General features: G+C 31.2%; 16 protein-coding genes. 15 read left to right on the top strand and 1 reads right to left on the bottom strand.

The annotated features are described in order from the left end of the window. The first annotated feature begins 333 nt into the window (after positions 1-333). Positions 334-1,206 (top strand): Cof-type HAD-IIB family hydrolase, encoded by an 873-nt coding sequence (locus BN350_RS03725; protein WP_028042384.1) that lies wholly within the window; start codon positions 334-336, stop codon positions 1,204-1,206. Between the two features lie 29 nt (positions 1,207-1,235). Here the strand turns inward: BN350_RS03725 and BN350_RS03720 are convergent, their stop codons facing one another. After that, on the bottom strand, positions 1,236-3,137 hold the full coding sequence (locus BN350_RS03720) for a BglG family transcription antiterminator (RefSeq protein ID WP_028042383.1): 1,902 nt from the start codon (positions 3,135-3,137) through the stop codon (positions 1,236-1,238). 173 nt (positions 3,138-3,310) lie between these two features. Here BN350_RS03720 and BN350_RS03715 point away from each other — a divergent pair, with 173 nt between their 5' ends. The 14 genes from BN350_RS03715 (at position 3,311) to BN350_RS03650 (ending at position 24,285) form a co-directional block, all read left to right on the top strand. Continuing rightward, positions 3,311-4,228, top strand: a complete 918-nt coding sequence (locus tag BN350_RS03715; protein ID WP_028042382.1) for a DUF7916 family protein — start codon at positions 3,311-3,313, stop codon at positions 4,226-4,228. Between the two features lie 99 nt (positions 4,229-4,327). Beyond that, positions 4,328-4,642: a PTS sugar transporter subunit IIB gene (locus tag BN350_RS03710; protein ID WP_028042381.1), complete on the top strand. Its 315-nt coding sequence runs from the start codon at positions 4,328-4,330 to the stop codon at positions 4,640-4,642. A gap of 11 nt (positions 4,643-4,653) precedes the next feature. Next, positions 4,654-5,883 carry a PTS sugar transporter subunit IIC gene (locus tag BN350_RS03705; RefSeq protein ID WP_028042380.1) on the top strand — a complete coding sequence of 410 codons (1,230 nt, stop codon included), beginning with the start codon at positions 4,654-4,656 and terminating at the stop codon, positions 5,881-5,883. 6 nt (positions 5,884-5,889) lie between these two features. Continuing rightward, positions 5,890-6,240 carry a PTS lactose/cellobiose transporter subunit IIA gene (locus BN350_RS03700; RefSeq protein ID WP_028042379.1) on the top strand — a complete coding sequence of 117 codons (351 nt, stop codon included), beginning with the start codon at positions 5,890-5,892 and terminating at the stop codon, positions 6,238-6,240. A gap of 55 nt (positions 6,241-6,295) precedes the next feature. After that, positions 6,296-7,750, top strand: a complete 1,455-nt coding sequence (locus BN350_RS03695) for a glycoside hydrolase family 1 protein (protein WP_028042378.1) — start codon at positions 6,296-6,298, stop codon at positions 7,748-7,750. Between the two features lie 46 nt (positions 7,751-7,796). Beyond that, the gene (locus BN350_RS20175; RefSeq protein ID WP_028042377.1) at positions 7,797-8,672 is read left to right on the top strand and encodes a YitT family protein; all 876 of its coding nucleotides are present in this window, start codon (positions 7,797-7,799) and stop codon (positions 8,670-8,672) included. Positions 8,673-9,535: 863 nt separating this feature from the next. Continuing rightward, positions 9,536-10,732, top strand: a complete 1,197-nt coding sequence (locus tag BN350_RS03685; RefSeq protein ID WP_028042376.1) for an acetate/propionate family kinase — start codon at positions 9,536-9,538, stop codon at positions 10,730-10,732. Positions 10,733-10,822: 90 nt separating this feature from the next. Beyond that, positions 10,823-13,009, top strand: coding sequence for an Abi family protein (locus tag BN350_RS03680; protein ID WP_028042375.1), 2,187 nt, complete (start codon positions 10,823-10,825; stop codon positions 13,007-13,009). Positions 13,010-13,095: 86 nt separating this feature from the next. Further along, positions 13,096-14,019 (top strand): DHH family phosphoesterase, encoded by a 924-nt coding sequence (locus tag BN350_RS03675; protein WP_028042374.1) that lies wholly within the window; start codon positions 13,096-13,098, stop codon positions 14,017-14,019. Beyond that, the gene (locus BN350_RS03670; RefSeq protein WP_044600098.1) at positions 14,012-15,667 is read left to right on the top strand and encodes a hypothetical protein; all 1,656 of its coding nucleotides are present in this window, start codon (positions 14,012-14,014) and stop codon (positions 15,665-15,667) included. The genes BN350_RS03675 and BN350_RS03670 overlap by 8 nt, the downstream gene beginning before the upstream one ends. Before the next feature lie 16 nt (positions 15,668-15,683). Then, complete coding sequence (locus BN350_RS03665; RefSeq protein WP_028042372.1) at positions 15,684-19,142, top strand: SEL1-like repeat protein; 3,459 nt, start codon at positions 15,684-15,686, stop codon at positions 19,140-19,142. A 121-nt stretch (positions 19,143-19,263) separates the two neighbouring features. Beyond that, positions 19,264-19,938 carry a response regulator transcription factor gene (locus BN350_RS03660; RefSeq protein WP_028042371.1) on the top strand — a complete coding sequence of 225 codons (675 nt, stop codon included), beginning with the start codon at positions 19,264-19,266 and terminating at the stop codon, positions 19,936-19,938. After that, positions 19,935-21,323 carry a sensor histidine kinase gene (locus BN350_RS03655; RefSeq protein WP_028042370.1) on the top strand — a complete coding sequence of 463 codons (1,389 nt, stop codon included), beginning with the start codon at positions 19,935-19,937 and terminating at the stop codon, positions 21,321-21,323. The genes BN350_RS03660 and BN350_RS03655 overlap by 4 nt, the downstream gene beginning before the upstream one ends. 16 nt (positions 21,324-21,339) lie before the next feature. Continuing rightward, positions 21,340-24,285: a chromosome segregation protein SMC gene (locus BN350_RS03650; RefSeq protein ID WP_028042369.1), complete on the top strand. Its 2,946-nt coding sequence runs from the start codon at positions 21,340-21,342 to the stop codon at positions 24,283-24,285. Positions 24,286-24,295 lie beyond the last annotated feature (10 nt).

Below are 24,295 nucleotides of genomic sequence, written 5' to 3'. Positions count from 1 at the left end.
ATTTTCTTTTAGTAGTATCTTACATAGCTTCAAATGTAATATGTTTACTATTATTTTTTTGATATTTATTATTGTGAAAAAAATTAATAGAATTATACGGATCTGATATAGTAAGTGAAGTATATCTTATATTTAGTGTTTGAATATTATTAAAATGAATAATAGAAATATTATCTGATTTATAAGACTTTTTTATAATGTCTGATGATTTTAGTAATGAAATATAAATGTTTGGAATCTTTAATAAAATTTAGAAACTATTTTTCTCTTCAAGAAAAAATCTTAATTCTTCATAGAATTTTGTTATAATAAAAAACATTGGAGGACATAGATATGATTAAGTGCGTTGTATGTGACCTAGATGGAACACTCATTAAAAGAGATGATACAATTGAAGAGAAAACGTATCAAGCATTAAAAAAATATATGCAACAAGGAATTGAGTTTATGATTGCAACAGGAAGAGATTATAATATGGTTATAGATTTTTTAAGAGCATATCATTTGAATTGTGATTTAATATTAAATAATGGAACACAATATTGTAATTATAATCAGACTGTTAATGAAATATATCCTATGGATAATCAATCTTTTCAAAAGATTGCTGATATATTAAATGATTATGGGTATTTACAGGCGATACATACTGATCATGGGAAATATTCATTATTAGAAGCAGATGATTTCTGGGATTATCATATGAAATTATTATTACATTCTAAGCAATTTCCAGATGAGCAGTTGCCAAAAAAGACCTTTACAACAAGAGAGGGATATTTAAGAGATTTTCATTATGTGACAAGTCCTCATGAAATCATTGATAGAGGTATTAAAGTATTAAAAATTGATGCCCGTCATCATGATGTTGAACTTGTTAAAGGTATTAAGAAACAATTAAATATAGATAATCTTGATATTTCTTCTTCTTATGAAGAAAACATGGAAATTACAACCAATATAATGAATAAAGGAAAAATGTTAAGAAAAGTTATAAAAGAAAAAGGCTATCGTGATGATGAAGTTGCCGTGTTTGGAGATGGAGAGAATGATTGTGATATGCTAGGACATTTTCAGTATTCATTTGCTCCAGAAAATGCTTGCTCATTAGCTAAAGAAGCTTCATCCTATCAGCTTGAAACAACAGTTGATGAAGGTGCTGTTTTTGAAGGGTTCCAAATATTACAAGAATTAGAATTATTATAAATATGAGGAACCGATTCGGTTCCTCATATTTATATTTGATAAAGAGATACCATTGTCTGAATAAAATCTAAATAATTCTGACATTGAGAGAGTAGAGTAATATTCATAGGTTCAGAGAGAATTTTTGTAATTGGTTCAAAGACCTGATTAAACAAATAACGTTCATTAGCATGAAAACACATCATTAAAACAATCTGAACAGTTTCATCTCCCCAACGAATCCCTTTTTTACAAATCAAGATAGAAATGGCTGTCTTTTTTGCTTCCATCTTCATCGCATGAGGAATCGCAAAATTCCCATAAGCAGTTGATGACATTTCTTCTCTTTCCCATATTTGTTGTTGAAAATTCTTATGAACATAACCTTTGCGATATAATTGAAAAGACATATAATCAATAATATCATTTTGATTATCATAAGGAATATTGACTTCAAAGAGTTCCTTAGATAAAAGTTTTTCAAGATTATTTTGAAAAACCTGTTTTTCTTTAAATAACTTTATTTCATTGATTTTCTTTTCTATTTCTAAAATATCCTGTTGTTGAAAAAATATATGAATTTGAACAGATTTTTGTAAAGGAAGAGTATGAATGGGAATAGTTGAAATAATGAAATCAACTGATTCATGATTCATATCTTCAAGCTGATTAACAACATCTTTAATTAATAATTGATGTGAGAAATGATTTTGAATTTGGTAGACCAAATTCGTTGACATATCATAATATTGAGGACAATAGAGAACAGCCGTGACTTTATTTTGCAATTCTTTTTGTGTTTCAATAGTACTGCCAATATGAAAAGCAATATAAGCAATTTCATCATCATTCACTTGTACACCGGTTTCCTCTTTAATAATTGATGATACATAAACAGATATATCATATATCAATGGACAGCCAGCTTTAATTTCTTGGACTAAAGGATTTTTAGAAAAGTGAGCATTTTGTGAACGAATGAGTAAATTTTTAATATGTAAAGCAAATCTGATAAAAAACTCAGGATCTTCTAATTCAATGAAATAAAATGATTGAATAGAATCGATTAATTTATAAACAAGTTGAATAACATCTTTATCAATATATTGATAAAGATTCTTTTTATTTATATTATGATAATTCAGGGAAGTTGCTCGTGACATTAATAAAATAGCTAATTCACAAACTTCATTATCATTGTAAATAATATGGAAATATTCTTGCAACTGGATAGATATTTCTTTGGCTAATTCATATTCATGTTGAGCAAGATGATTAACATGATACTGATAAGTTGCTGAATTATTATTCTGTATACGATCTATCGCAATCGCAATATGTAGAATTAAGTTGGTTAAAGAATAATCATTAATAAAATATAGATGTTTTTTAAAGACCTGAGTAATAACTTCTTTAATATAAAAGATATCAATATCTTTAAAGTTATTTTGAATAGCAGTTAAATCAACAAAGTTAATATTACTTTCTTTATAAAGAATAGAACTGACAAGCTTTCTTTTATTGATTTCAAGTCCTTCAATAGATAAGACATCATTTTTATTTTGTAATAACAAATCATATTTTTTAATCATTGTTTTGACTTTCTTTAAATCGTTTTTAAGAGTTGATAAACTGACATAGAGAAGATCGCATAGTTCATATGTATCCGTAGCAGCTTGCAAAAGTTTATTTATAATATAGATGACTCTTTCATGACTTGTCTGAGGAATGGTTGTTTCTTCTGCCAGTGCCTGAGTAGCTATTAGATGTTGAATAATATATCCAGATGCATCAGAATGAATACAATCAGGATAGAGATCATTAATATCATGTACATATGTTTTGATACTTCTAATCGAAACATTCATTTCTGAAGAGAGTTGAGCAGCACTTATAGCTATATCTTTTTCTAAAAGTATCTTGATAAGTTTTTCGTATTTACGATTTAACATATGACCATCTCCTTATCATCATTATACTTTAAGATGAAAACAATAATCCACTATTATTTTGCACTTATAGGCGTGCAGACCTTTATTTGCACGCCTATAGAGGAAAATGTTGAGTGGAAATTAGAAGAAATTGATTAGATAATAACGGTGTACAAAGGAAAGGAGAGAAAGAAATGAAAAGATTATTAGATTGTACAGCTTCAGAGATTGCCCAAATGAATAAGACAGAAAAGCTAAAAGGAATTCAAAAAAGTGAAGGGAGAATTATTGTATCTGAAGTCACCACAATAGATGCACCTAATGCATTAAAAAATGCCTGTTTAGGTGAACTATATGCTTCAATGGGTGCCGATTGTCTGATGCTCAATGTATTTGATGTCATGCATCCGTTTATTTTAAACTTACCTGTTGCTCATCCACAAGATTCTATTCGAGAACTCAAAAGATTGACAGGTAAGTTAGTAGGTACAAACTTAGAAGCCATTCCTCAGGCAACATTGGACTCAACTGAGTTTATAAAACTAAGTCCCGGTCGTATATCAAATCGTGAAACACTCTTAAAATGTCAGGAATTAGGAATGGATTTTATAAGTTTAACAGGTAATCCAAATACCGGTGTCACAAATCAGGAAATCATGTTGCAAGTTGCTTTAGCCAAAGAACTTATAGGCGATAACATGATTATTATGGCTGGAAAAATGCATGCTGCAGGAAGTCTAAAAGAAGCTGGGAGTCATATTATTTCAAAAGACATTGTCAAGGGATATGCCAAAGCAGGAGCTGATATTATTATTTTGCCTGCTCCAGGGACTGTTCCTGGCATAACAACAAACTTTATCAGAGAACTTGTTGATTATGCACATAGCTTCGGTGTTATGACTTTAACTGCTATTGGGACTTCACAGGAAGATAGTGACCAGCAAACATTGCGTCAGATTGCTTTAATGGCAAAGATGACAGGAACTGATATGCATCATATTGGTGATGCTGGATATGCTGGAGCAACACCAGAATCAACTATGATTTATAGTCTTGTCGTAAGAGGTAAAAGGCATACTTATAATCGTATGGCAACATCACCCTTAAGATAAAGGTTGATTTAAAAAGTTGCACGTTACTCGTGCAAAAGACAAGTCGCATGTTTTGATATTATTTTGTATAATGATAATACAAAGAAAGGAAGAGGATTTATGGATAAATTACGTATTTTATTAGTTTGTGGTTCAGGAGCAAGTTCTGGTTTTATGGCTGCCAATATGCGAAAAGCAGCAACACAGATGGGATTACATTTGGATATAAAAGCACGCAGTGAATCAGAAATTGAAAATTATATAGATGAAATTGATGCCTTGATGGTTGGACCGCATCTTGCATATATTTTAGATGATGTTGAAGATTATGTTGGAGATGCACCGGTTAAAGTGATTTTAATGAAAGCTGAATATTATGCAACATTAAATGGTCAAAAGGCTATTGAACATCTGCAAGAAGTGATGGAACAATAAGGAGAAGAAAAGTGAAGAAATTACTAGACTGGATGGAAACAAGTTTTTCACCAAAAATGAATAAAATCAATCATAATATCTGGGTTGTTACATTGAAAGATTCTATTAACCAAACAATGCCATTAATCTTTTTAGGCTCAATCTTTTCAATGTTAACATTGCCTGGTTCAATATTTAACCTTGCATGGTGGCCTAATTTTTGGGTACCTCAAGGATGGACAATGGGAGTTATCTCATTAATGATGGCTTTCTTAGTACCATTTAATTTAATGGAAAAAAGTAAATTAAGAAAATCAAGAATTATTGCTGGATTAAGTGGATTAATTTTATTTGGTATAACCATTACACCACAATTGATAGCTGATGAAGCAATTGGCTTTTCTCATAGTGCTTTTGGTGCTGGGGGAATGTTTATTGCGATTATTACCGGAATCATTGCGGGTATTATAATTAGAATGTTTGGAAAGTTTTCTTTCTTCAAGGAAGATTCTGTTTTACCAGATTTTATTAAAGCTTGGTTTGATCAAATGCTACCAGTTGGCAGTATAGTTATTCTCGGATGGGTTGTTGTTGATATCATTGGTTTTGATGTTTATAATACGATATTAAATATCTTTATGCCATTACAATATTTTACTGAAACATTTTGGGGTTTTGTGCTTATTTATCTCATTACAATTATCTTATATTCAATGGGAATTTCAGCATGGGTATTAACACCCATTACAACACCTATTAAATTAGCTGCAATTACAGCAAATATGTCAGGAGCAGTCAATGTTTTTACAAATTCATTTGAATATGCTTATTTAGCAATTGGTGGTGCTGGCTGTACACTTGCCTTAGCAATCTTATGCTGTACTTCCAAATCAACAAAATTAAAAGCATTAGGAAAAGCAGTTATTGTTCCTTCAGTATTTAATATCAATGAACCATTAGTATTTGGTGCCATTGCATGGAATCCTATTTTAATGATTCCAATGTGGTTAAATAGTATTGTTGCCTGTTCCCTGGCTTGGTTATTTACAAAAGTTATTGCCTTTGCTCCAATTCCGGATTTCTTATTTCAATTGTGGTATTGTCCTTCACCAATTGCGACATGGTTAGCAACCAGTGGAGCGATGACAGGTGTGATTTTAGTTGTTGTTATTTTTATTGCTACTGGTTTTGTCTGGTATCCTTTCTTTAAGGTTTATGAAAGACAATGCTTAGCAGAAGAACAAGAAATGATAAAGGAGTGATAGATGATGGATGAAAAAACAGTTCAAATAGCAATGGAAATTATCCTTCATGCTGGGGATGCAAGAGTATCATGCAAAGAGGCATTAGATGCTTTAGCTAGTGCCAATATGGATTTGGCAACTGAAAAAATCAAGGATGCCCAAACTAAAATTACTTTAGCACACAAGGTTCAAACTGATGCTATTCAGGCAGAAACCAGTGGGGAAAAATCTGAATATTCACTTCTATTTGCTCATGCTCAGGATACGTTAATGACGATATATAGTGAAATTAATATTGCTAAACAAATGATTAAAATATTAAGCAGTTATGAAAAAAGATTAGCTGCTTTGGAAAATAAATTAGAAAATTCTTAAATCATATTCTCCCTTAAAATATAATATTTAAGAATAAAACGAAAGAAGGTTAACAATGAAAACAAATCCAAAACAATTTCCTCAAGGATTCCTTTGGGGTGGAGCATTAGCTGCCAATCAATGCGAAGGAGCCTATTTAGAAGATGGCAGAGGAATGTGCGTTCAGGATATCTACCCTTATAATCCCAATGAAGATATCAAGAAAAAATCAAACAAAGAAATTTCTACAGCCGATATTCAAAAAGCTATTGAAGATAAAATCAATTATTATCCTAAACGTCATGGTATTGATTTTTATCATACGTATAAAGAAGATTTAAAATTATTATCTGAACTTGGTATTAATTCACTGAGAATATCTATAAGCTGGTCAAGAATTTTCCCACAAGGGGATGAATTAGAACCAAATGAAAAAGGTTTACAATTCTATGATGATTTATTAGATGAAATGCTTGCTTTAGGCTTAGAACCATTAGTGACAGTATCACATTATGAGATGCCTCTTTATCTAGCAACCCATTACAATGGATGGTATAACCGTCAAATGATAAATTTCTTTACTCATTATTGTGAAACAATTTTTAAGAGATATAAAAATAAAGTTAAATACTGGATTTTAGTGAATCAAATTAATCTTATTGTTCATGAATCATTCAATCATTTAGGAATACCTAGTGATAAGGTTGAAAACTTAATACAAGCTAAATATCAGGGTGTTCATCATGAATTAGTGGCTTGTGCCAGAGCTACAAAAATAGCTAAGGGTATAAATCCTAACTTTCAAATTGGAATGATGTTATTAGCTGAATTAGCTTATGGTGAAACAGCGAAACCCGAGGATCAATTAGCAGCAATGAAGTTTAATCAAATGGAACAATACTTTTTCTCAGATGTTTTGATGAGAGGATATTATCCAGGTTATGCTTATCGTTTCTTTGAAGATGAAAATATCCATATTGAATTTTCTGAGAATGACGAAGAGGATTTAAAAAATACAGCTGATTTCTTAACTTTCTCATATTATTATACAGTGATGACAAATGCAGCTGTATATCAAAAAGGACAAAAAGAAAATTATAAGCGATTTGTCAAAAACAATACATTACAAGAGAATGATTGGGGATGGTCTTTTGATCCAATTGGATTAAGAATAACACTTAATCTCTTATATGAAAGATATCAAAAGCCTATGATGATTGTTGAAAATGGTTCTGGATCATTTGATGAATTAACAGCTGATCATAAAATCCATGATCCTTATCGTATAGCTTATTATAAAACTCATATTGAACAAATCAAAGAAGCTATTCATGATGGGGTTGAATTATTAGGATATTATCCATGGGGACCAATTGATATTGTCAGTTGTTCTTCTTCAGAAATGAGTAAACGTTATGGGTTTATTTATGTTGATATTGATGATTTTGGACAAGGAACAAGAAAAAGATATAAGAAAGATAGTTTTGAATGGTATAAACAAGTCACAACATCAAATGGAGAGATATTGTAAAAGGTGTATGGATTTCCATACACTTTTTATAATAATAGGTAAGAATATGAAAAGAAATAAATATGATATATTACAAGATATTTCGATGGTTCTTTTAGGCAATCTTATGATCGCAGTGTCAACAGTATGCTTTGTTATTCCTAATAAAATACTTGTTGGAGGAACAGCAGGATTAGCAGTTATCTTAAATGCATTTTTTGGCTTTCAGGAAGAATTAACAATTAAGATTCTTGTCTATGTATTATTTATGATAGGAACTATTATTCTAGGAAAAGCATTTGCATTAAAAACCTTAATTAGTACAATATGTTATCCGATTTTATTAAGTCTGGTGAGTTATTTGTATACGCTATTACCAATCGGATTATTCCAAGTTGATTCCTTTATTGCCAGTTTATGTAGTGGAGCTTTAATTGGATTAGGGATAGGGTTAGTCTATCGAAAGAACGGCAGTACTGGAGGAATGGATATTATTCCATTGATTATTCATAAATATACACATTTATCATTATCTGGTTTAGTTCTGATGGTTGATGGGATGACAGTGTTGTTTGGAGCCATCGCAAATGGGATTGAAGCAGCTATTTATGGGATTATATCTGTATGGATATGTTCATATATCATTAATCAGACTATGTTGTTAGGAACGCAAAAACTGAAACAAGTTGAGATTATGAGTAGTGAAATGGATAAAATCAATGATATGATTCATCAAAAAATAGATCGCGGAACAACAATCATGAAAGCTTTAGGAGGGTATACCAAAAAAGAAACTCATGTACTTATGGTAGTCATTGATACAAAGGATTATCCTCTTTTAATAGATTCAATTTATTCTATTGATGAGACAGCTTTTATCATTGTTTCAGATATTAATGAAGTAAAAGGAAGAGGCTTTACCATAAAATCAGAATATTTATAAAATTTGATACTATATGAATTAAAATAAAAAATAGGGAATGAAAAACTCTTTTCTTTGAGCGATTATTGTATAATATCCTTAAGATATATTTTACTAATATGTGTTTATTTTTTCTTTAGAAAAAGAGTATATATGATTGTATTAATAACAAAACCATCTGATGGTTTTGCTGAGTATTTAAAAAAATCCTGAAAGGTGTGTTTATTTTGCTAATCTTGTTCTTTTTGAAAGCAGGGATATCCTAAACCAGATAAACTTTACCATATAATTTGACTATCTTCATTGCAATTGAATATCAGCAGACAATTAACTATTTCACAGGTATTAAGTGATAAGATGAATGAACTGGAATCATTGTGAATATGATAGATATGGTTGTTGCAAAACTCAGTTGTATTGATCATCAGAAGGTTTGAATGGCATTACAAAGATTCTATATATAGGATAAGGATACAAATAACATGCAGATATATTATAATGATTATTTTGACAACGATAAGTGTCACTAAATTGATTGGTTACATAGAAAAAGAAAACAAGTATATGTAAAGCAATTATATTGTTTAGAGCAGAAGGCGTAAAGATTAGCTAAGAACGTTAATTAGGCTGTTAAAGAACAATAGAATAAATTTCTTGGAAAAACAAAAGAACAAATTGAAATAAGTCAAGATAAACAGTTGGAGTTATTAACTGATTTTCTGTTTGATATTCAAACAGAGGAAGATGTTCTAAAGATTATTGCATGAATGACTTTAGTATAGATGAATATTTAAAGTAAAAAGTTGTTATCGCTTTCAAAATAATGTTGAGTTTATGTCTTATTTTAGGTACAATAGTAATATGTATGTAGGAGGAATAAGAATATGACAAAAGTTATGGCGGTAAACGCAGGAAGCTCATCATTAAAATTTCAATTATTCAACATGCCAAGTGAAGAAGTTATTACTTCAGGTATTGTAGAAAGAATTGGAATGGATGATGGTATTTTTACGATTAAATATAATGGAGAAAAAAAGACAACAACTTGTCCCATTCCAGATCATCAGGTAGCTGTAGATATGTTATTAAAAGCACTTGTTGAAGAAGGTGTTGTTAAAGAATTAAGTGAAATTCATGCAGTTGGACATCGTATTGTTCATGGTGGTGAATATTTTAGTGATAGTGCTGTGGTTGATGAAGACGTTGTCGCTAAAGTTGAAGAACTTTGCGAATTAGCACCATTACATAATCCAGCACACTTGGTTGGATATCGTGCTTTTAAAGAAGCTTTACCAGGTGTAGAACATGTTTTCACATTTGATACAGCATTTCATCAAACATTAGATCAGGAAAGATATTTATATCCTTTACCATTAGAATATTATACTGACTTAAAGGTAAGAAGATATGGTGCACATGGAACAAGTCATAAATATGTTTCTGAACAAGTCATTGAAATGTTAGGAAAACCTAGGGGATCACGTGTTATTGTTTGTCATCTTGGAAATGGTGCAAGTATTTCAGCAGTGTTAGATGGGAAATGTATTGATACATCGATGGGGTTTACACCACTTGCTGGTGTGATGATGGGAACACGTTGTGGTGATGTTGATCCATCAATTATGCCTTATTTATGTAAGAAATTAAATAAAACACCTGATGAAGTATTAGATATTTATAATAAGAAATCTGGGATGTTAGGTATTTCTGGTATTTCTTCAGATTCAAGAGATATTGAAAATGCATTATTTCATGATGGAGATGAGCGAGCTTTATTAACTGGTTTATTATATGCGCGTATTGTTTCTAAATATATTGGTGCTTATTATGCTGAACTTGGTGGTTGTGATGCTATTGCTTTTACGGCAGGCGTTGGAGAAAATGCAGCATATTTAAGACGTATTATTATTGATGATGTTTCTAAGGCTTTTGGTGTTTTCTTGGATGAAGAACTGAATTCTGTGAGAAGTTCAGAAAATAGAGTTATTTCTCATCAATATTCACAAATCAAAGTCATGGTTATTCCAACAAATGAAGAGGTCATGATTGCAAGAGATACAGTAAGATTGTTAAACTTATAAGAAGAACTTCAAGTTCTTCTTTTTTACATATTGCTTAAATAATATGTTATAATATAAATGACAGTGAATCAAAAAAGGAAGGTATGTTCTATGAAAAAGGTATGGGATCAATCTGATTTTAGAAAACTCTTTCAAATAGCTAATGATGAAAAAGAAAGCAAGAAACTATTTGTTCAGTGTATGAATAAAACTGAAAATAATGAATTTATTATAGATGAAATTAAAGAAACACTTCATCATGATTATTCTAACTTTTTAGATTTGATGAGTGAAATTTATCAGGATTTAGAGAGTGATATCAAAAATGAACTCATCCAATGGATTATCGAAAATTCAGAATTCACAGATGAATATGCCTTATATCATGAATTAGATACATATCATTTCTTTATCACCACAGTTTCCCGATTAAGCGATTATATGAATTTGATGACATCACAGGTGGCTATAGGAAGCATTCAAAATTCACATCATATAGAAGATGTAACACGTTACTTACTCGCAAAATATTATTATCAAAATAAAGCAAATAAAGATGACTTTATATATCAAAAAAATGATCATGGTAAGGTTATGCGTCATATGATTAATGATTATTTTCAGCAAGAAACAGGCTATTTATTAGCTATTGCGAAACAAAATTATCAAAGTGAGTTAGAACTTCAAAAACAAAACAGAGATAAGAAAATTGATAAACTGGTTATGAAAACCTATAAGAAATTGAATCGCCTTATCAATAGTCTTAAAGATCCTCAGCTGATGATTGCAGAACTTACACAATTAAAAACAGAATCATTTCAAAAATTAAGTACATATACAAGTCATGATTATCAGCAATACTCATCGATACTCACATTACAGTCGGCCATTGATGAGCACCTTACGCATTATCAAACATTAATACAGAATCAACAACCCTTAAGTATTTCACATAATCATCAAGAACCTATAATCAATCAGCAAGACCTTGAAATCATTGAATGGTTCTATAAAGAAAATCATTTATACTATAAAAAAACACAAATTATCCAAGAACTACAAGACCATCCATTTGTGATAGAATTTTACCAATTCTATAATGATATTCAACAATTAGAGGATAAAGAAGAAACTGTAAATAAACTTGAAGAATTAATATCTGATATTAGAGAAAGTGGTCTCAAAAACAAAGAAATATTACGTCGTTTGTTGTCAGTGTCAAAAAAGAAAATAGAAGACTTCATTGAAAATGAACAAGATAATTGTGTTGACGAAGAAGATGTTTCAATCAACGTAGAGGATAGCCATGAAACAATTAAAATTGGAAAGTTCAATGTTTTAAAAGAAAGTGTTCAGGATAACCCAGTTGATATACAAAAGATTGTCCATCTTCTAGCACCTTCTGATCATCAACAGTTAGATTGGCTTAAATCACTGGTTTATCAGATAGGATATGATAAAGTGAATGCTTATCTCTTAAAATCGCCAGGGATGACTTTACATGATTTACAAGTTATTATGAAGTTAGATCGTTCCTTACGCTTTGAATATCAACGCATTTTAGAAGATATTGAAATGTATTTTCGTTCAACTTTTACTTATTTTTTATCAAATCGTTATGATCAAAAATATTTAATGGAAGAAACATATCAGCCTTTCTATAAAAGAGGCTATTTAATAGGAAATTTATTTTCTGATTATCAGGATCATTATGAACAAGTGAAGTTGTTACACGATCGTATTGATGATGAAATGAAAAATAACAACTTGCAGGTTATTGAAGAATATCAGCGTTATAAATATGCTTTACCATTTTCTACAGCTGCAGGAATTATGACATTTGGCTGGATTATTAATTTGTTTGAAAATTTAAATTATTACGATAAATCCGAATATCTCCGAACATATTTTTATCATCTTACACCTCAGACGTTTTGTAGCTGGATGATGAGCTTAAGTAATTTACGTAATCGTTGTGCTCATTATCAAAGTCTTTATCGCTTATCATCTTTAAAAGAATTACGTCCGATCATGACAAAAGATGTTGATGCTAATGGATATGATGATGATTTAAAACATTCTTCTTTGTTTTATTATACATTGATAATGACAAGATTATCTCCTGATATGAGTAATATTGAAGATTTTATTGATGATGTAGGGATTTTAATTAGAAAAGCCAATCGTGAAAGTAATGCTTTTGATTTTCAAAAAGATTATTCTTTTCCAAAGACTTGGAGAACAATTTTGGAAAATGAGAAGTCTTCTAAAATGAATTTAAATGGGAAACTTGTTTAAAGAGTTTCCCATATATTATAAATAATTACGGTTCATGGTTCATATTAAGGACATTCTATGATATTATAGTGATTAAGGTGATAATAATGGATAGGATATTAAAAGTAAGAAAAGAATTTGATCAAATTGTTATTTATCGACATGTGAATCCTGATTTAGATGCTTTTGGATCTCAATTTGGGATGTACCATGCTTTAAAAACTTTATTTCCACAAAAAAATATTGTATTAGCAGGAAATATGGAAAGTGAACTTTTGTCACTTTTTCCATCTTTTGAAGTCAGTCAATTGATCAAAGGTTCAACTTTAGGAATTGTTTTAGATACAGCTAATCGTGAACGTATTGATGGAGATATTTCAGACTGTGATCGAATCTTAAAGATTGATCATCATATTGTTGTGGATTCATATGGTGATTTTAATATTGAAGATGTGGAAGCTTCTTCATGTAGTGAAATAGTTGCTTTGCTGTTGAAAGAAGCACATGTGGCTTTGCCAATAAATGCAGCACAGTCTCTTTATTTAGGAATTATAGGTGATAGTAATCGTTTCCTATATAGTTCTACATCCCAAAAAACATTTGGAGCTGCGGCTTATTTGCTGAGTGCTGGAATTAATATAGAGAAACTTTATCAATCACTTTATATGAGAAATAAAAAAGATTTGGAAGTCACTCGTTTCATTTACAACAATTATCAAGAAGACGGACAAGTTGCCTGGTATTATTTGAGTGCTCAAGACTTAGAAATGTTGCAAATTAACCGATCACAAGGATCAAACTATGTGAATACATTGGCTAATTTTGAGGAATTTAAAGTGTGGATGGCGATTACACAAAATGTGGAAGAAAACAATTATCGTGTTAGTATTCGTAGTCGGGATATAGCCATTAATGAAATTGCAAGCGAATTTAGAGGGGGCGGACATGCCTATGCCAGTGGAGCAACTTTACTGACATTAGATGAATTAGAAATATTAGTTGGGAAATTAAAGGAGAAATTGAATGGATAAAATATTTGAAAAGTTTTTTGGGAGAGTGACTGAAAATCAGCACGGAGATTTTTTTAAGAATCGCACACCACGCAAGATGGGTACAGTGAAAGCACTTGTGATTGTATTTATTTTCTTTATAATTGCAGAATATTTTACATTATTGCCAGTTAACTTAAGATCACCAGACTTTGTCTTTTTCTTAAGTTTCTGTTTGATAATTTTTATTGGTTTAAGAAGTTTATTTAATGCTTCTTTTGATAAAGTGAATAAAACAATTCTTGGAGTTGCGGCCATTTTAATGGCTTATGTTTTTATTGGACAACTCATTAGTTCACCTATCTTTCATGCATCAAGTTATCAAAAACAATTAGATGTGGATAAAGAAGCTGATTTCTTTGCTGATAATGAAAAAGTGAATTATCAGTCTATTCCAGTTGTTGATAAAGATAGTGCTGAGCGTTTAGGTGATCGTAAGATGGGAGAAATTGTGGATTATGTTTCACAGTTTGAAGTTGATGATGAATATGGGCAAATCAATTATAAAGATAAACCGTTTAGAGTGACAACGATTTCATATAGTGATTTTATTAAATGGTTTACTAATCATGGTGAAGGATTACCTGCCTATATTCGTGTTGATATGGTAACCCAAGAAAGTGAAGTTGTTCGTTTAGAAGAGGGAATGAAATATTCTCATTCGGATTTATTCTTTAGAAATATTAATCGTCATATTCGTCTTCATTATCCTACAAAGATGGTAGAAACACCAACATTTGAAATTAATGATGATGGGCATCCTTATTGGATAGCACCAACATATACTTATAAAATTGGTTTGTTTGGTGGCAAAGATATTACTGGTGCTATTTTGGTTGATGCAATTGATGGTAGCAGTCAGTATTATGATATAGATAAAGTGCCTACATGGGTTGATCGTGTTTATCCTTCTGATTTATTATTAACACAATTAGAAAATTGGGGTAAATATACAAATGGTTACTTTAATACAATCTTTTCACAAAAGGGTGTATTAAAACCAACTGATGGATATAACTATATTGCATTAAATGATGATGTTTATTTATATACAGGTTTAACATCTGTTTCAAGTGATGCATCAAATGTTGGATTTGCATTAATCAATATGCGTACAAAAGAATCTAAATACTATGCAATTAGTGGTGCTGAAGAATTTTCGGCTATGTCTTCCGCTGAAGGTAAAGTTCAGAACTTGAAGTATACAGCGACTTTCCCTATTTTGATTAACGCAGGTGGACAGCCAACTTATTTCTTATCTTTAAAAGATAGTGCTGGTTTAGTGAAAAAATATGCCTTTGTAAGTGTTGAAAATTATCAGATTGTTTCAGTTGGTGATAGTGTTGCTGAGGCTGAAAAAGGATATTATCAGTTATTGAGTGATAATGGCAAGGTCAAGGTTGATTTTGATACAAAGACTGTTACTGCAAAAATCACTGCTATTCAAGAGGCAGTTGTGAATGGAAATTCACAGTATTATTTTGAATTAGAGGGTGAAAAGAAAACATTTATTGCACCTATTTCTTTAAATAGTGGTTTACCTTTATTAAAGAGTGGAAGTGAAGTAACAATTGAATATGTAGATGATGAAGCATCTAGTCAGACAGTTTCATCTATTCAAATAAAATAATGATGGAGGGGATAACATGAATGAATTAATGGATCGTTTGAAGATGTATGAGCCATTGTTTGGACAATGGAAAGTAGATTTTATTGCAATGAATTATGATGATATGGCATGGGTTTATCTAGTTGATGATCGTGGCAGTGAAAATGAATATGCATTGATGAAAGTGAAGACTGTTCTTTGTCAGGAAAGTGAAATTGAAAGAAATGTATATGATGTGATGATGAAATATGATGTGAGTGCATTTCCTGATTTATCTCATTCTCCATATTTAAAAGAAGAACACTATTATATTGAAAATGATAATCAGATTATAGGTACTGATATTTGTTTATTATCTGTTATTTCTCATCTTGAAGATGAAGAAACACCTTTGTTAGAAGAAGATTTATTTCAATTAGCATTAAAATATATGAATGGAACAGAACGTGTTCAAGATGAATATCGTGCTTTTGAATTATATCAAAAAGCAGCTCGCACAAATCATGCAAAGTCTATTTGTTCTCTTGGTTATATGCATGAGGTTGGATTAGCAACACCTATTGATAAAGAAAAAGCTGTTGCCTATTATCAGCAGGCAGCTGATTTAGATGATGAAGTGGCAGCTTGTAATTTTGCATATTGCTGTTATGAAGGAATTGGCTGTGAAGTGAATTTAGAAAAAGCTTTTGAATATTTTGAAAAAGCGGCTGCTAAAAATCATCCTCGTGCGCTTTATTATTTAGGAGAATGTTATTGCTTTGGTAAAGGTGTTGACAAAGATGAAATTAAAGCGATGACACATTATAAACAAGCTGCAGATTATGGATTTACACAAGCTAAATATAGTGTGGGTTATTGTTATGAATATGGAGTCGGTGTACCTGAAGATTTAAGTATGGCAGCATCATGGTATCAGGAAGCTGCTAATGAAGGATTAGAAGTTGCACAGTTACAATTAGGTTATTTCTATGAAGCCGGTGAAGGTGTTGAACAGAATGCTGAATTAGCTGTTTATTGGTATCAGCAGGCTTCAGATCGTAATTATGCACCAGCGCATTGTTATTTGGGCTATTGTTATGAAATGGGTATTGGAGTAGAAACAGATATTGAAAAAGCCAAAGAACTTTATTTAAGAAGTGCAAATATGGGTTATCCACGTGCCATGATGTCATATGGAAAGCTAATTGAAGATGAAAATATGCCATTAGCTATGGAATATTTAAAACGCAGTGCAGATATTGGCTACGTTTATGCTATGTGTAAATACTCTTATTATTTAGAAAATGGTATAGGTGTAGACAAAAACGAAGATTTAGCTTTTCAATATTGTGAAAAAGCAGCAGGTTATGGAGATTCTGGTGCTTTATGTACGCTTGGATTCTATTATGAAAATGGAATTGGTTGTGAAGTTGATTTACAAAAGGCTTTTGAATATTATCAACAGTCAAGTGATGCGGGTAGGTTACGTGGTATGACAAATCTTGGATATTGTTATGAAGCTGGAATAGGAACTGAAGTTAATCCCCAAAAAGCAGTTGAGACATATGAAAAAGCAGCGGCTTTAGATTATGATGTTGCTATTTGTAATTTGGGATACTGTTATGAAGTAGGTATTGGTGTTGAAAAAAATCTTCAAAAGGCAAAATATTATTATGAACGTGCTGCTACTCAGAATAATTTACGAGCAGTATGTAATTTAGGGTTCTTATATGAACAAGGAATTGATGGTGAACCTGATTTTGCAAAAGCCAAAGAACTTTATGAACAGGCAGCTCAATATGATTACACACGTGCCCTTTGTAATCTGGGATATTTCTATGATGAAGGTGTAGGGGTTGAAAAGGATCCACAAAAAGCTTTTGATTATTATAACAAGGCCTCTGATCTTGGTGATCCAATTGCTATGTGTACGATTGGATATTTCTATGAACATGGATTGGGTTGTGAAAGAAGTTTAGAAAAAGCTTTTTCCTATTACCAGAAATCAAGTGCTGGTGGAAACTTACGTGGAACAACAAATCTTGGTTATTGTTATGAGGCAGGAATTGGAACAGAAATTGATGAAAAGAAAGCTTTTGAAGTTTATATGATTGCGGCTGATAGAGGATACGATATTGCACAATGTAATATTGGTTACTGTTATGAAGTTGGAATTGGAGTAGAACGTGATATTGAGAAAGCAAGAGAATATTATGAATTGGCTTGTCAACAAAACAACTTACGTGCTTTATGTAATTTGGGTTATCTTTATGAACAAGGACTTGAAGGTGAACCTAATTATGAAAAAGCTAAGGAATTATATGAACAGGCAGCCCAATATAATTATACACGTGCCTTATGCAATTTAGGGTTGTTTTATGAAGAAGGAACAGGAGTAGAGTGTGACCCTGTAAAAGCTGTAGAATATTATCAAAAAGCAGCTGATTTAGGTGATGAAGTCGCTCAGTGTAACTTGGGTTATTGTTATGAAAATGGAATTGGTGTTGAAGAAGATATGCAAAAGGCCAAAGAATACTATGAAATGTCTGCTGCAACTCATTATCCAAGAGGTTTATCAAATTTAGGTTTGTTTTATGAATTAGGAAGAGCCGGTGAAGTGGATGAAGAAAAAGCAGTTGCTTTATACAAGGAAGCAGCAGATGCTTCTTATCCACCTGCGTTATGTAATTTAGCTTGTTGTTATGAAGATGGTATTGGATTAGAAGTAGATTTACAAAAAGCACTTGAATATTATCAAAGGGCAGCAAATGCAAGATCAGCTCGTGGTTATTTCAATGTTGGTCGTTTCTATGAATTTGGTATTGCGAATGAAGTTGATTATACAAAAGCTATAGAATATTACACAAAAGCTTATGAGCAAGGTTATCTAGATGCCTGTATATCTCTTGGTTATATGTATGAAGTTGGACGTGGAGTTGAAAAAGATTTTCAAAAAGCTATAGAATATTATACTGAGGCGAAAGAGGCTGATTTTTCAAGAGGATACTATGCATTGGGAAATCTCTACAAATCGGGACTAGGTGTAGAAAAAGACACATCAAAAGCGATTGAATATTTTACTATAGCTGCTAGTAAAGGTCATGTTTCAGCAATGTACAATCTCGCTGTTTTATATGATTTTGAAGCAGAGGAAGAGTATCGCAATATGGATAAAGCTATTGAATATTATCACCAGGCTGTTGAACGTGGACATTATGGTGCGATGAATAACTTAGGTGTATGTTATAAAGAAGGCGATGGTGTTAAGATTGATTTTGACGAAGCTTATAAACTTTTTGTAGCTGCCGCCAAAGGTGAAGATGAGCATGCCTATCTTAATTTAGCTCGTGCTTATACTTATGGGCAAGGTACTGATATTGATCTAAAACTAGCTAAAGAATGGTGTCAAAAAGCGATTGATTGTGAAATTAATGATGCAAAAGAATTAATGGAAGAAATTGAATCAAAGTCACAAACTAAAAAAGGTTTTTCAATTTTTAAAAGAAATAAACACTAAGTTAGACAGTATCTCATTATGGGATACTGTTTTTCTTGGTTTGTCAATCAAATCTCTTGATAATTATAGGAATTTATTTGTAATTATGATATAATTACAAAATGAATTGAGGTGTATAATCATGAAATCTAAAATTTTAATTGTTGATGATGAAGAGCATATTAGGGAATTGATTCGTTTTTATTTGGATAAAGAAGGATTTTCTGTTATGGAAGCATCTAATGGTGAAGATGCTTTAGAAATACTTGAGAATGAATATATTGATTTAGCTATTGTAGATATTATGATGCCAGTGATGGATGGTTTTCAGTTGGTTGAATCAATGAAGGAATTTAAAGATATTCCTGTGATTATGTTAACAGCAAAATCACAATCTACGGATAAATTAAGAGGATTTTCTTTGGGAATTGATGACTATGTGACAAAACCATTTGATCCAGATGAACTATTAGCAAGAATCAAAACAATTTTAAAACGTTATAGCATTAATAGTCAAAATATAGTTCAAATTAAAGATGTTGTATTTGATGGTGATAAATATGAAATTCGTTATCTTGATGAAACTATTCATCTGCCACTTAAACAATTTGAATTAGCTTTTGAATTGGCTAAAAATCCGAATCAGATTTTCACACGTGAACAGTTAATTGAAAAAATATGGGGAATGGATTATGACGGGTTTGATCGTACAGTAGATGTTCATATCAAGCGTATTAGAGAGAACTTAGGTCATTTGCCTGGTTTTAAGGTTGTTACTGTGAGAGGATTAGGGTATAAGATTGAGGTTGAACAATGAAATCCATTTATGGAAAATTGATTTTAGGTTTTCTAGCAAGTATTCTTTTTAGTTTTTCAATTGCAGGATATTTTTCATTACGTAAAAATTCAGATGAATTAGGAAGATTAACAGTTGAAGAATTAAATAATTCAACAGAATTGATTGCTGATTTTTTAGCAATGATTGATAATGATAATCTTCCTAAGGTTTTAAGTGGCTATGCGTCTACTTCAGAAGTGAGTTTTTTTATCGAGACACAGGGTCATAAGGAAGTTTATGGGACTTTATCTGGACGACAATTAACGACAAAAGAACATCAGTTATTGGAAGAGAATCTTGGCAAAACGATTTCTTTACGTGATTCTTCTATGCGTAAATTAGCAAAGTCTTTTGAAGTGAATGGACAAGAGTATATTGTTTTTGTTCAAAAAGATATTGGAAAAAAAGAAATGGTTTTTGTTGATTCGGCAATGATTGCAGTATTTTGTATGTTGATTGCTGGTAGTATTACTTTTTTAGTTATTGCTGATATTATTGTTAAACCTATTTCACGTTTGAATAAAGCTACTAATGAATTATCTAAGGGAAATTATCGTGTGCGTGTTAATTATTCAGGAAATGATGAAATTGCTCGTTTAAATCGCAGTTTTAATCAGATGGCCCAACAATTAGCTAAACAAGAAGAAACACGACAGCAGTTTATTTCTGATGTTTCTCATGAGTTTCAGACACCTTTAACTGCTATTCAAGGTTTTGCAACGATTTTAAAGAATGAGAAACTGACTGATGAACAAAGACAAAAGTATGCTGATATTATTTTATTTCATAGCAAAAGACTTTCTACACTTTCTAAAAATATGTTACAGTTGACGATTTTAGATGGTGAGGATGTTAAAATAGAAACAAGTGAATTTTCACTTATAGAACAATTGAATCGTGTAATTGAAACACAGGATAATTTAGCAATGAGTAAGAATATTGAAATTGAATTTAATATTCCTAAAAATGATGTTATTATTGAAGCAGATGAATCTAGATTAGAACAAGTTTGGATTAATCTTGTGAATAATGCAATTAAATATACCAATGATAATGGTGTTGTGACAATTTCTATCAAAAAGACTTCTAAAGAAGTTGAAGTGACAATTCAGGATACTGGAGTTGGAATGAGTAAGGAGGCTATTTCACATATTTTTGAAAGATTCTATCGACAAGATAAGTCAAGAAGTGTGGAAGGTAATGGTTTAGGATTATCTATCGTTAAAAGAATTATTGATTTGCATCAGGGAACGATTGATGTAAAATCAAGAGAAGATGGGGGAAGCCAGTTTATTGTTAGACTTCCTCAAGTGAGGTCTTTCCATATTGGTGAAAGATTAATTAAGAAAGATAATCATTCTTAAGAAAGGATTTGAATCTATGTATTTAAAGAGGATAGAATTACATGGTTTTAAGTCATTTGCTGATAAATCGGTAATTGAGTTTCAACCAGGTATTACAGGGATAGTTGGACCTAATGGCTGTGGAAAATCTAATATTAGTGATGCTGTTAGATGGGTTTTAGGTGAACAGTCAGTTAAATCGTTACGTGGATCTAATATGTCTGATGTCATTTTTAATGGAAGTGAGGATCGGAAACCACAGAGCGTTGCTGAAGTGACATTAGTATTTGATAATGAAGATCGATTTATGAATTTTGATTATAATGAAGTTGAAATTACTAGGCGTCTATATCGTCAAAATAATGAAGCTGAATATTTAATTAATAAGGAACCATGTCGTTTAAAAGATATTGTAGATTTAATTATGGATACTGGTTTGGGAAGAGATTCTTTATCTATTATATCACAAGGAAATATTTCGTCGTTTGCTGATAGTAAACCAGAAGAAAGACGAGGTATGTTTGAAGAAGCTGCAGGGGTTGCGAAGTATAAAAAACGTAAATTGGAGTCAATTCGTAAATTAGAAAGAACTCAGGATAATTTAGATCGTGTTGAGGATATTTGTTTAGAATTAGAGAAACAAATATCACCATTAAAAAGACAAAAAGAAAAGGCAGAAGTTTATTTAGATCTTAAAGATCAATTACAATCCATTGAAGTGAGTGTATTGGTGAAAGAAATAGAGAATCTTTCTACATCATTAAAAGAACTCAATACATCTTTAGATTCATTAGATCAAGAAAAAGTCACAATAGAAGGGCAAATCTTATTAAATGAACAACAAAATGAAACATTGAAAAAGAAAATGTATGATTTAGATCAGGAAGTCAATGGGTTACAAGGACAACTCTTGACTGCAATGAACAATGTCAATGAGTTGGAAACACAAAAAGTAGAGATTGATACCAATCGTAAACATATCTTAGAAAATACTGATAAAGAGGACTTAGAAGCACGTATTGCACAATTAAAAGCAATTTTGCAAGATGCAGTTAATGAATATAATGACCGTGTGAAACGTTATCATGAAACAAAAGAAGAAAAATTAGATTTAGAAGCTTCCCAAGAAAGAAATCGTGCTGAAATGGTCAATTTAAGGCAGAATATTGAGAATTTAAATTTACAGCTACATAATAATCGTAATCGTAAAGAGCAGCTGATTGATATTGTTGAAAATAAATCAGGTTATAGTTATGGTGTTCGTTCTGTTATGAAAGCTAAAGAATCACTGAGTGGTGTGATAGGAGTCCTAGGCGATTTATTAGAAAGTGATTCTGAATATGAAACAGCACTTGCTACAGCATTAGGAAATGCTGTTCAGTTCATTGTTACAAAAACTGATGTTGATGCGAGAGGTGCTATTCGCTTTTTAAAGGATAATAAATCAGGACGTGCAACTTTTTTACCAGTTGAAATTATGAAACCAAGAACAGTGCGTGAAGAACATATGATTGTTTGTCAGAACTTTGATGGCTATTTGGGTACGATGAGTGATTTTGTACGTTATGATCCAACTATTGCATCGGTTGTATCCAACCAGTTAGGAAATATTATTTTGGTAGATACTCTTGAACATGCTTCGTCTCTTTCAAGAGCAACTTTTGCTAGATATAAGATTGTTACATTAGATGGTGAAGTTGTAAATGTTGGTGGTTCTTTAACAGGTGGAAGTTATAAACAGCAGTCATCTAATTTTGCAAGTAAACGTGAATTAGAGATGATTAAAGATGTAATCAATTCACAGGAAAAGGAAATTTCATTAAAGAAAGCAAAATTAAATGAGCTAGATAACATGGCAAGAGAGATTTCGCACAATCTCTTACAAAAGCAAATGTCATTTGCAAAATTAGAAGTTGTTGTCACAAATAAAAAAAGCGAGTTACAAGTCGCTAAAAGTGAGTATGAAAGTTTAACCAATAGAAGCATTGAATTATCAGAAATTGAAAGTGGTAGTGAAGATAATCAATTGATTAATGAATTAAATGAAGCAAAAAAACGTCGTGATCGTTTGACTGAAAGTATTCAGGCAAAACGTGAATTACGTATGAGTTTTGTTAATCAGAATGATCAATTAGAAGAAACATTAAGAGCTGCGCGTTCTCATTTACGTGAAATTCAATCAGATATGACCCAAAAACAAGTTAATAAAGCAAAACAGGAAACTGAATTATCAAATTATTTATTACGTTTAAATGATGAGTATAAGATGACTTACGAGTTTGCTAAAGAAGAATATGTTGCTAATATCAACATGGGAGAAGCTAAAGAAACAGTACGCTTACTTCGCCATAAGATTGATTCTTTAGGAAATGTCAATTTACAGGCAATAGAAGATTATGAAGAAGTTTCTACACGTTATGAAACATTAAATAATCAAAGATTAGATTTGATTAGTGCACAGGATAGTATACTCAAAGCAATAGATGAAATGGATGAAATTATGGTGGCACGATTTAGTGAAACTTTTGAGAAAATCAATAAAGAGTTTAATATTGTTTTTAGAAATTTATTTGGTGGTGGACGTGCTGAATTAAAGTATACAGATCCAGATAATATTCTAGAAACAGGTATTGATATCGATGTTCAGCCACCAGGTAAATCAGTGCAGAACATCACATTATTCTCTGGTGGAGAAAAAGCTTTGATTGCTATTTCATGTTTATTTGCCATTTTACGTGTAAGACCCGTACCAATGTGTATCTTAGATGAAGTTGAAGCTGCATTGGATGTTGCAAATGTTGAAAGATTTGCAAAGTATTTAAGAGAATTTTCAAGTGAAACACAATTTATTGTCGTGACACATAGAGAAGGGACAATGGAAGAATGCGATTTGCTTTATGGTGCGACAATGCAACAAAAGGGTGTTACAAAACTTGTCAGTGTTAAATTAAAAGATGCGATTGATTTAGCACAGACTGCATAGGAGGAAAACA

Source organism: Candidatus Stoquefichus massiliensis AP9, from assembly GCF_000455285.1.
Classification (GTDB): Bacteria; Bacillota_I; Bacilli_A; order Erysipelotrichales; family Coprobacillaceae; genus Stoquefichus; species Stoquefichus massiliensis.
This window is presented reverse-complemented; position numbering and strand designations above follow the sequence as displayed.

Bases quoted from the DNA above. Each gene is read 5' to 3' on its own strand.
- BN350_RS03700 (WP_028042379.1), top strand. From the start codon at position 5,890: ATGGATGAAAAAACAGTTCAAATAGCAATGGAAATTATCCTTCATGCT.
- BN350_RS03685 (WP_028042376.1), top strand. From the start codon at position 9,536: ATGACAAAAGTTATGGCGGTAAACGCAGGAAGCTCATCATTAAAATTT.
- BN350_RS03725 (WP_028042384.1), top strand. From the start codon at position 334: ATGATTAAGTGCGTTGTATGTGACCTAGATGGAACACTCATTAAAAGA.
- BN350_RS03660 (WP_028042371.1), top strand. From the start codon at position 19,264: ATGAAATCTAAAATTTTAATTGTTGATGATGAAGAGCATATTAGGGAA.
- BN350_RS03695 (WP_028042378.1), top strand. From the start codon at position 6,296: ATGAAAACAAATCCAAAACAATTTCCTCAAGGATTCCTTTGGGGTGGA.
- BN350_RS03650 (WP_028042369.1), top strand. From the start codon at position 21,340: ATGTATTTAAAGAGGATAGAATTACATGGTTTTAAGTCATTTGCTGAT.
- BN350_RS20175 (WP_028042377.1), top strand. From the start codon at position 7,797: ATGAAAAGAAATAAATATGATATATTACAAGATATTTCGATGGTTCTT.
- BN350_RS03720 (WP_028042383.1), bottom strand. From the start codon at position 3,137: ATGTTAAATCGTAAATACGAAAAACTTATCAAGATACTTTTAGAAAAA.
- BN350_RS03680 (WP_028042375.1), top strand. From the start codon at position 10,823: ATGAAAAAGGTATGGGATCAATCTGATTTTAGAAAACTCTTTCAAATA.
- BN350_RS03710 (WP_028042381.1), top strand. From the start codon at position 4,328: ATGGATAAATTACGTATTTTATTAGTTTGTGGTTCAGGAGCAAGTTCT.
- BN350_RS03670 (WP_044600098.1), top strand. From the start codon at position 14,012: ATGGATAAAATATTTGAAAAGTTTTTTGGGAGAGTGACTGAAAATCAG.
- BN350_RS03675 (WP_028042374.1), top strand. From the start codon at position 13,096: ATGGATAGGATATTAAAAGTAAGAAAAGAATTTGATCAAATTGTTATT.
- BN350_RS03665 (WP_028042372.1), top strand. From the start codon at position 15,684: ATGAATGAATTAATGGATCGTTTGAAGATGTATGAGCCATTGTTTGGA.
- BN350_RS03715 (WP_028042382.1), top strand. From the start codon at position 3,311: ATGAAAAGATTATTAGATTGTACAGCTTCAGAGATTGCCCAAATGAAT.
- BN350_RS03655 (WP_028042370.1), top strand. From the start codon at position 19,935: ATGAAATCCATTTATGGAAAATTGATTTTAGGTTTTCTAGCAAGTATT.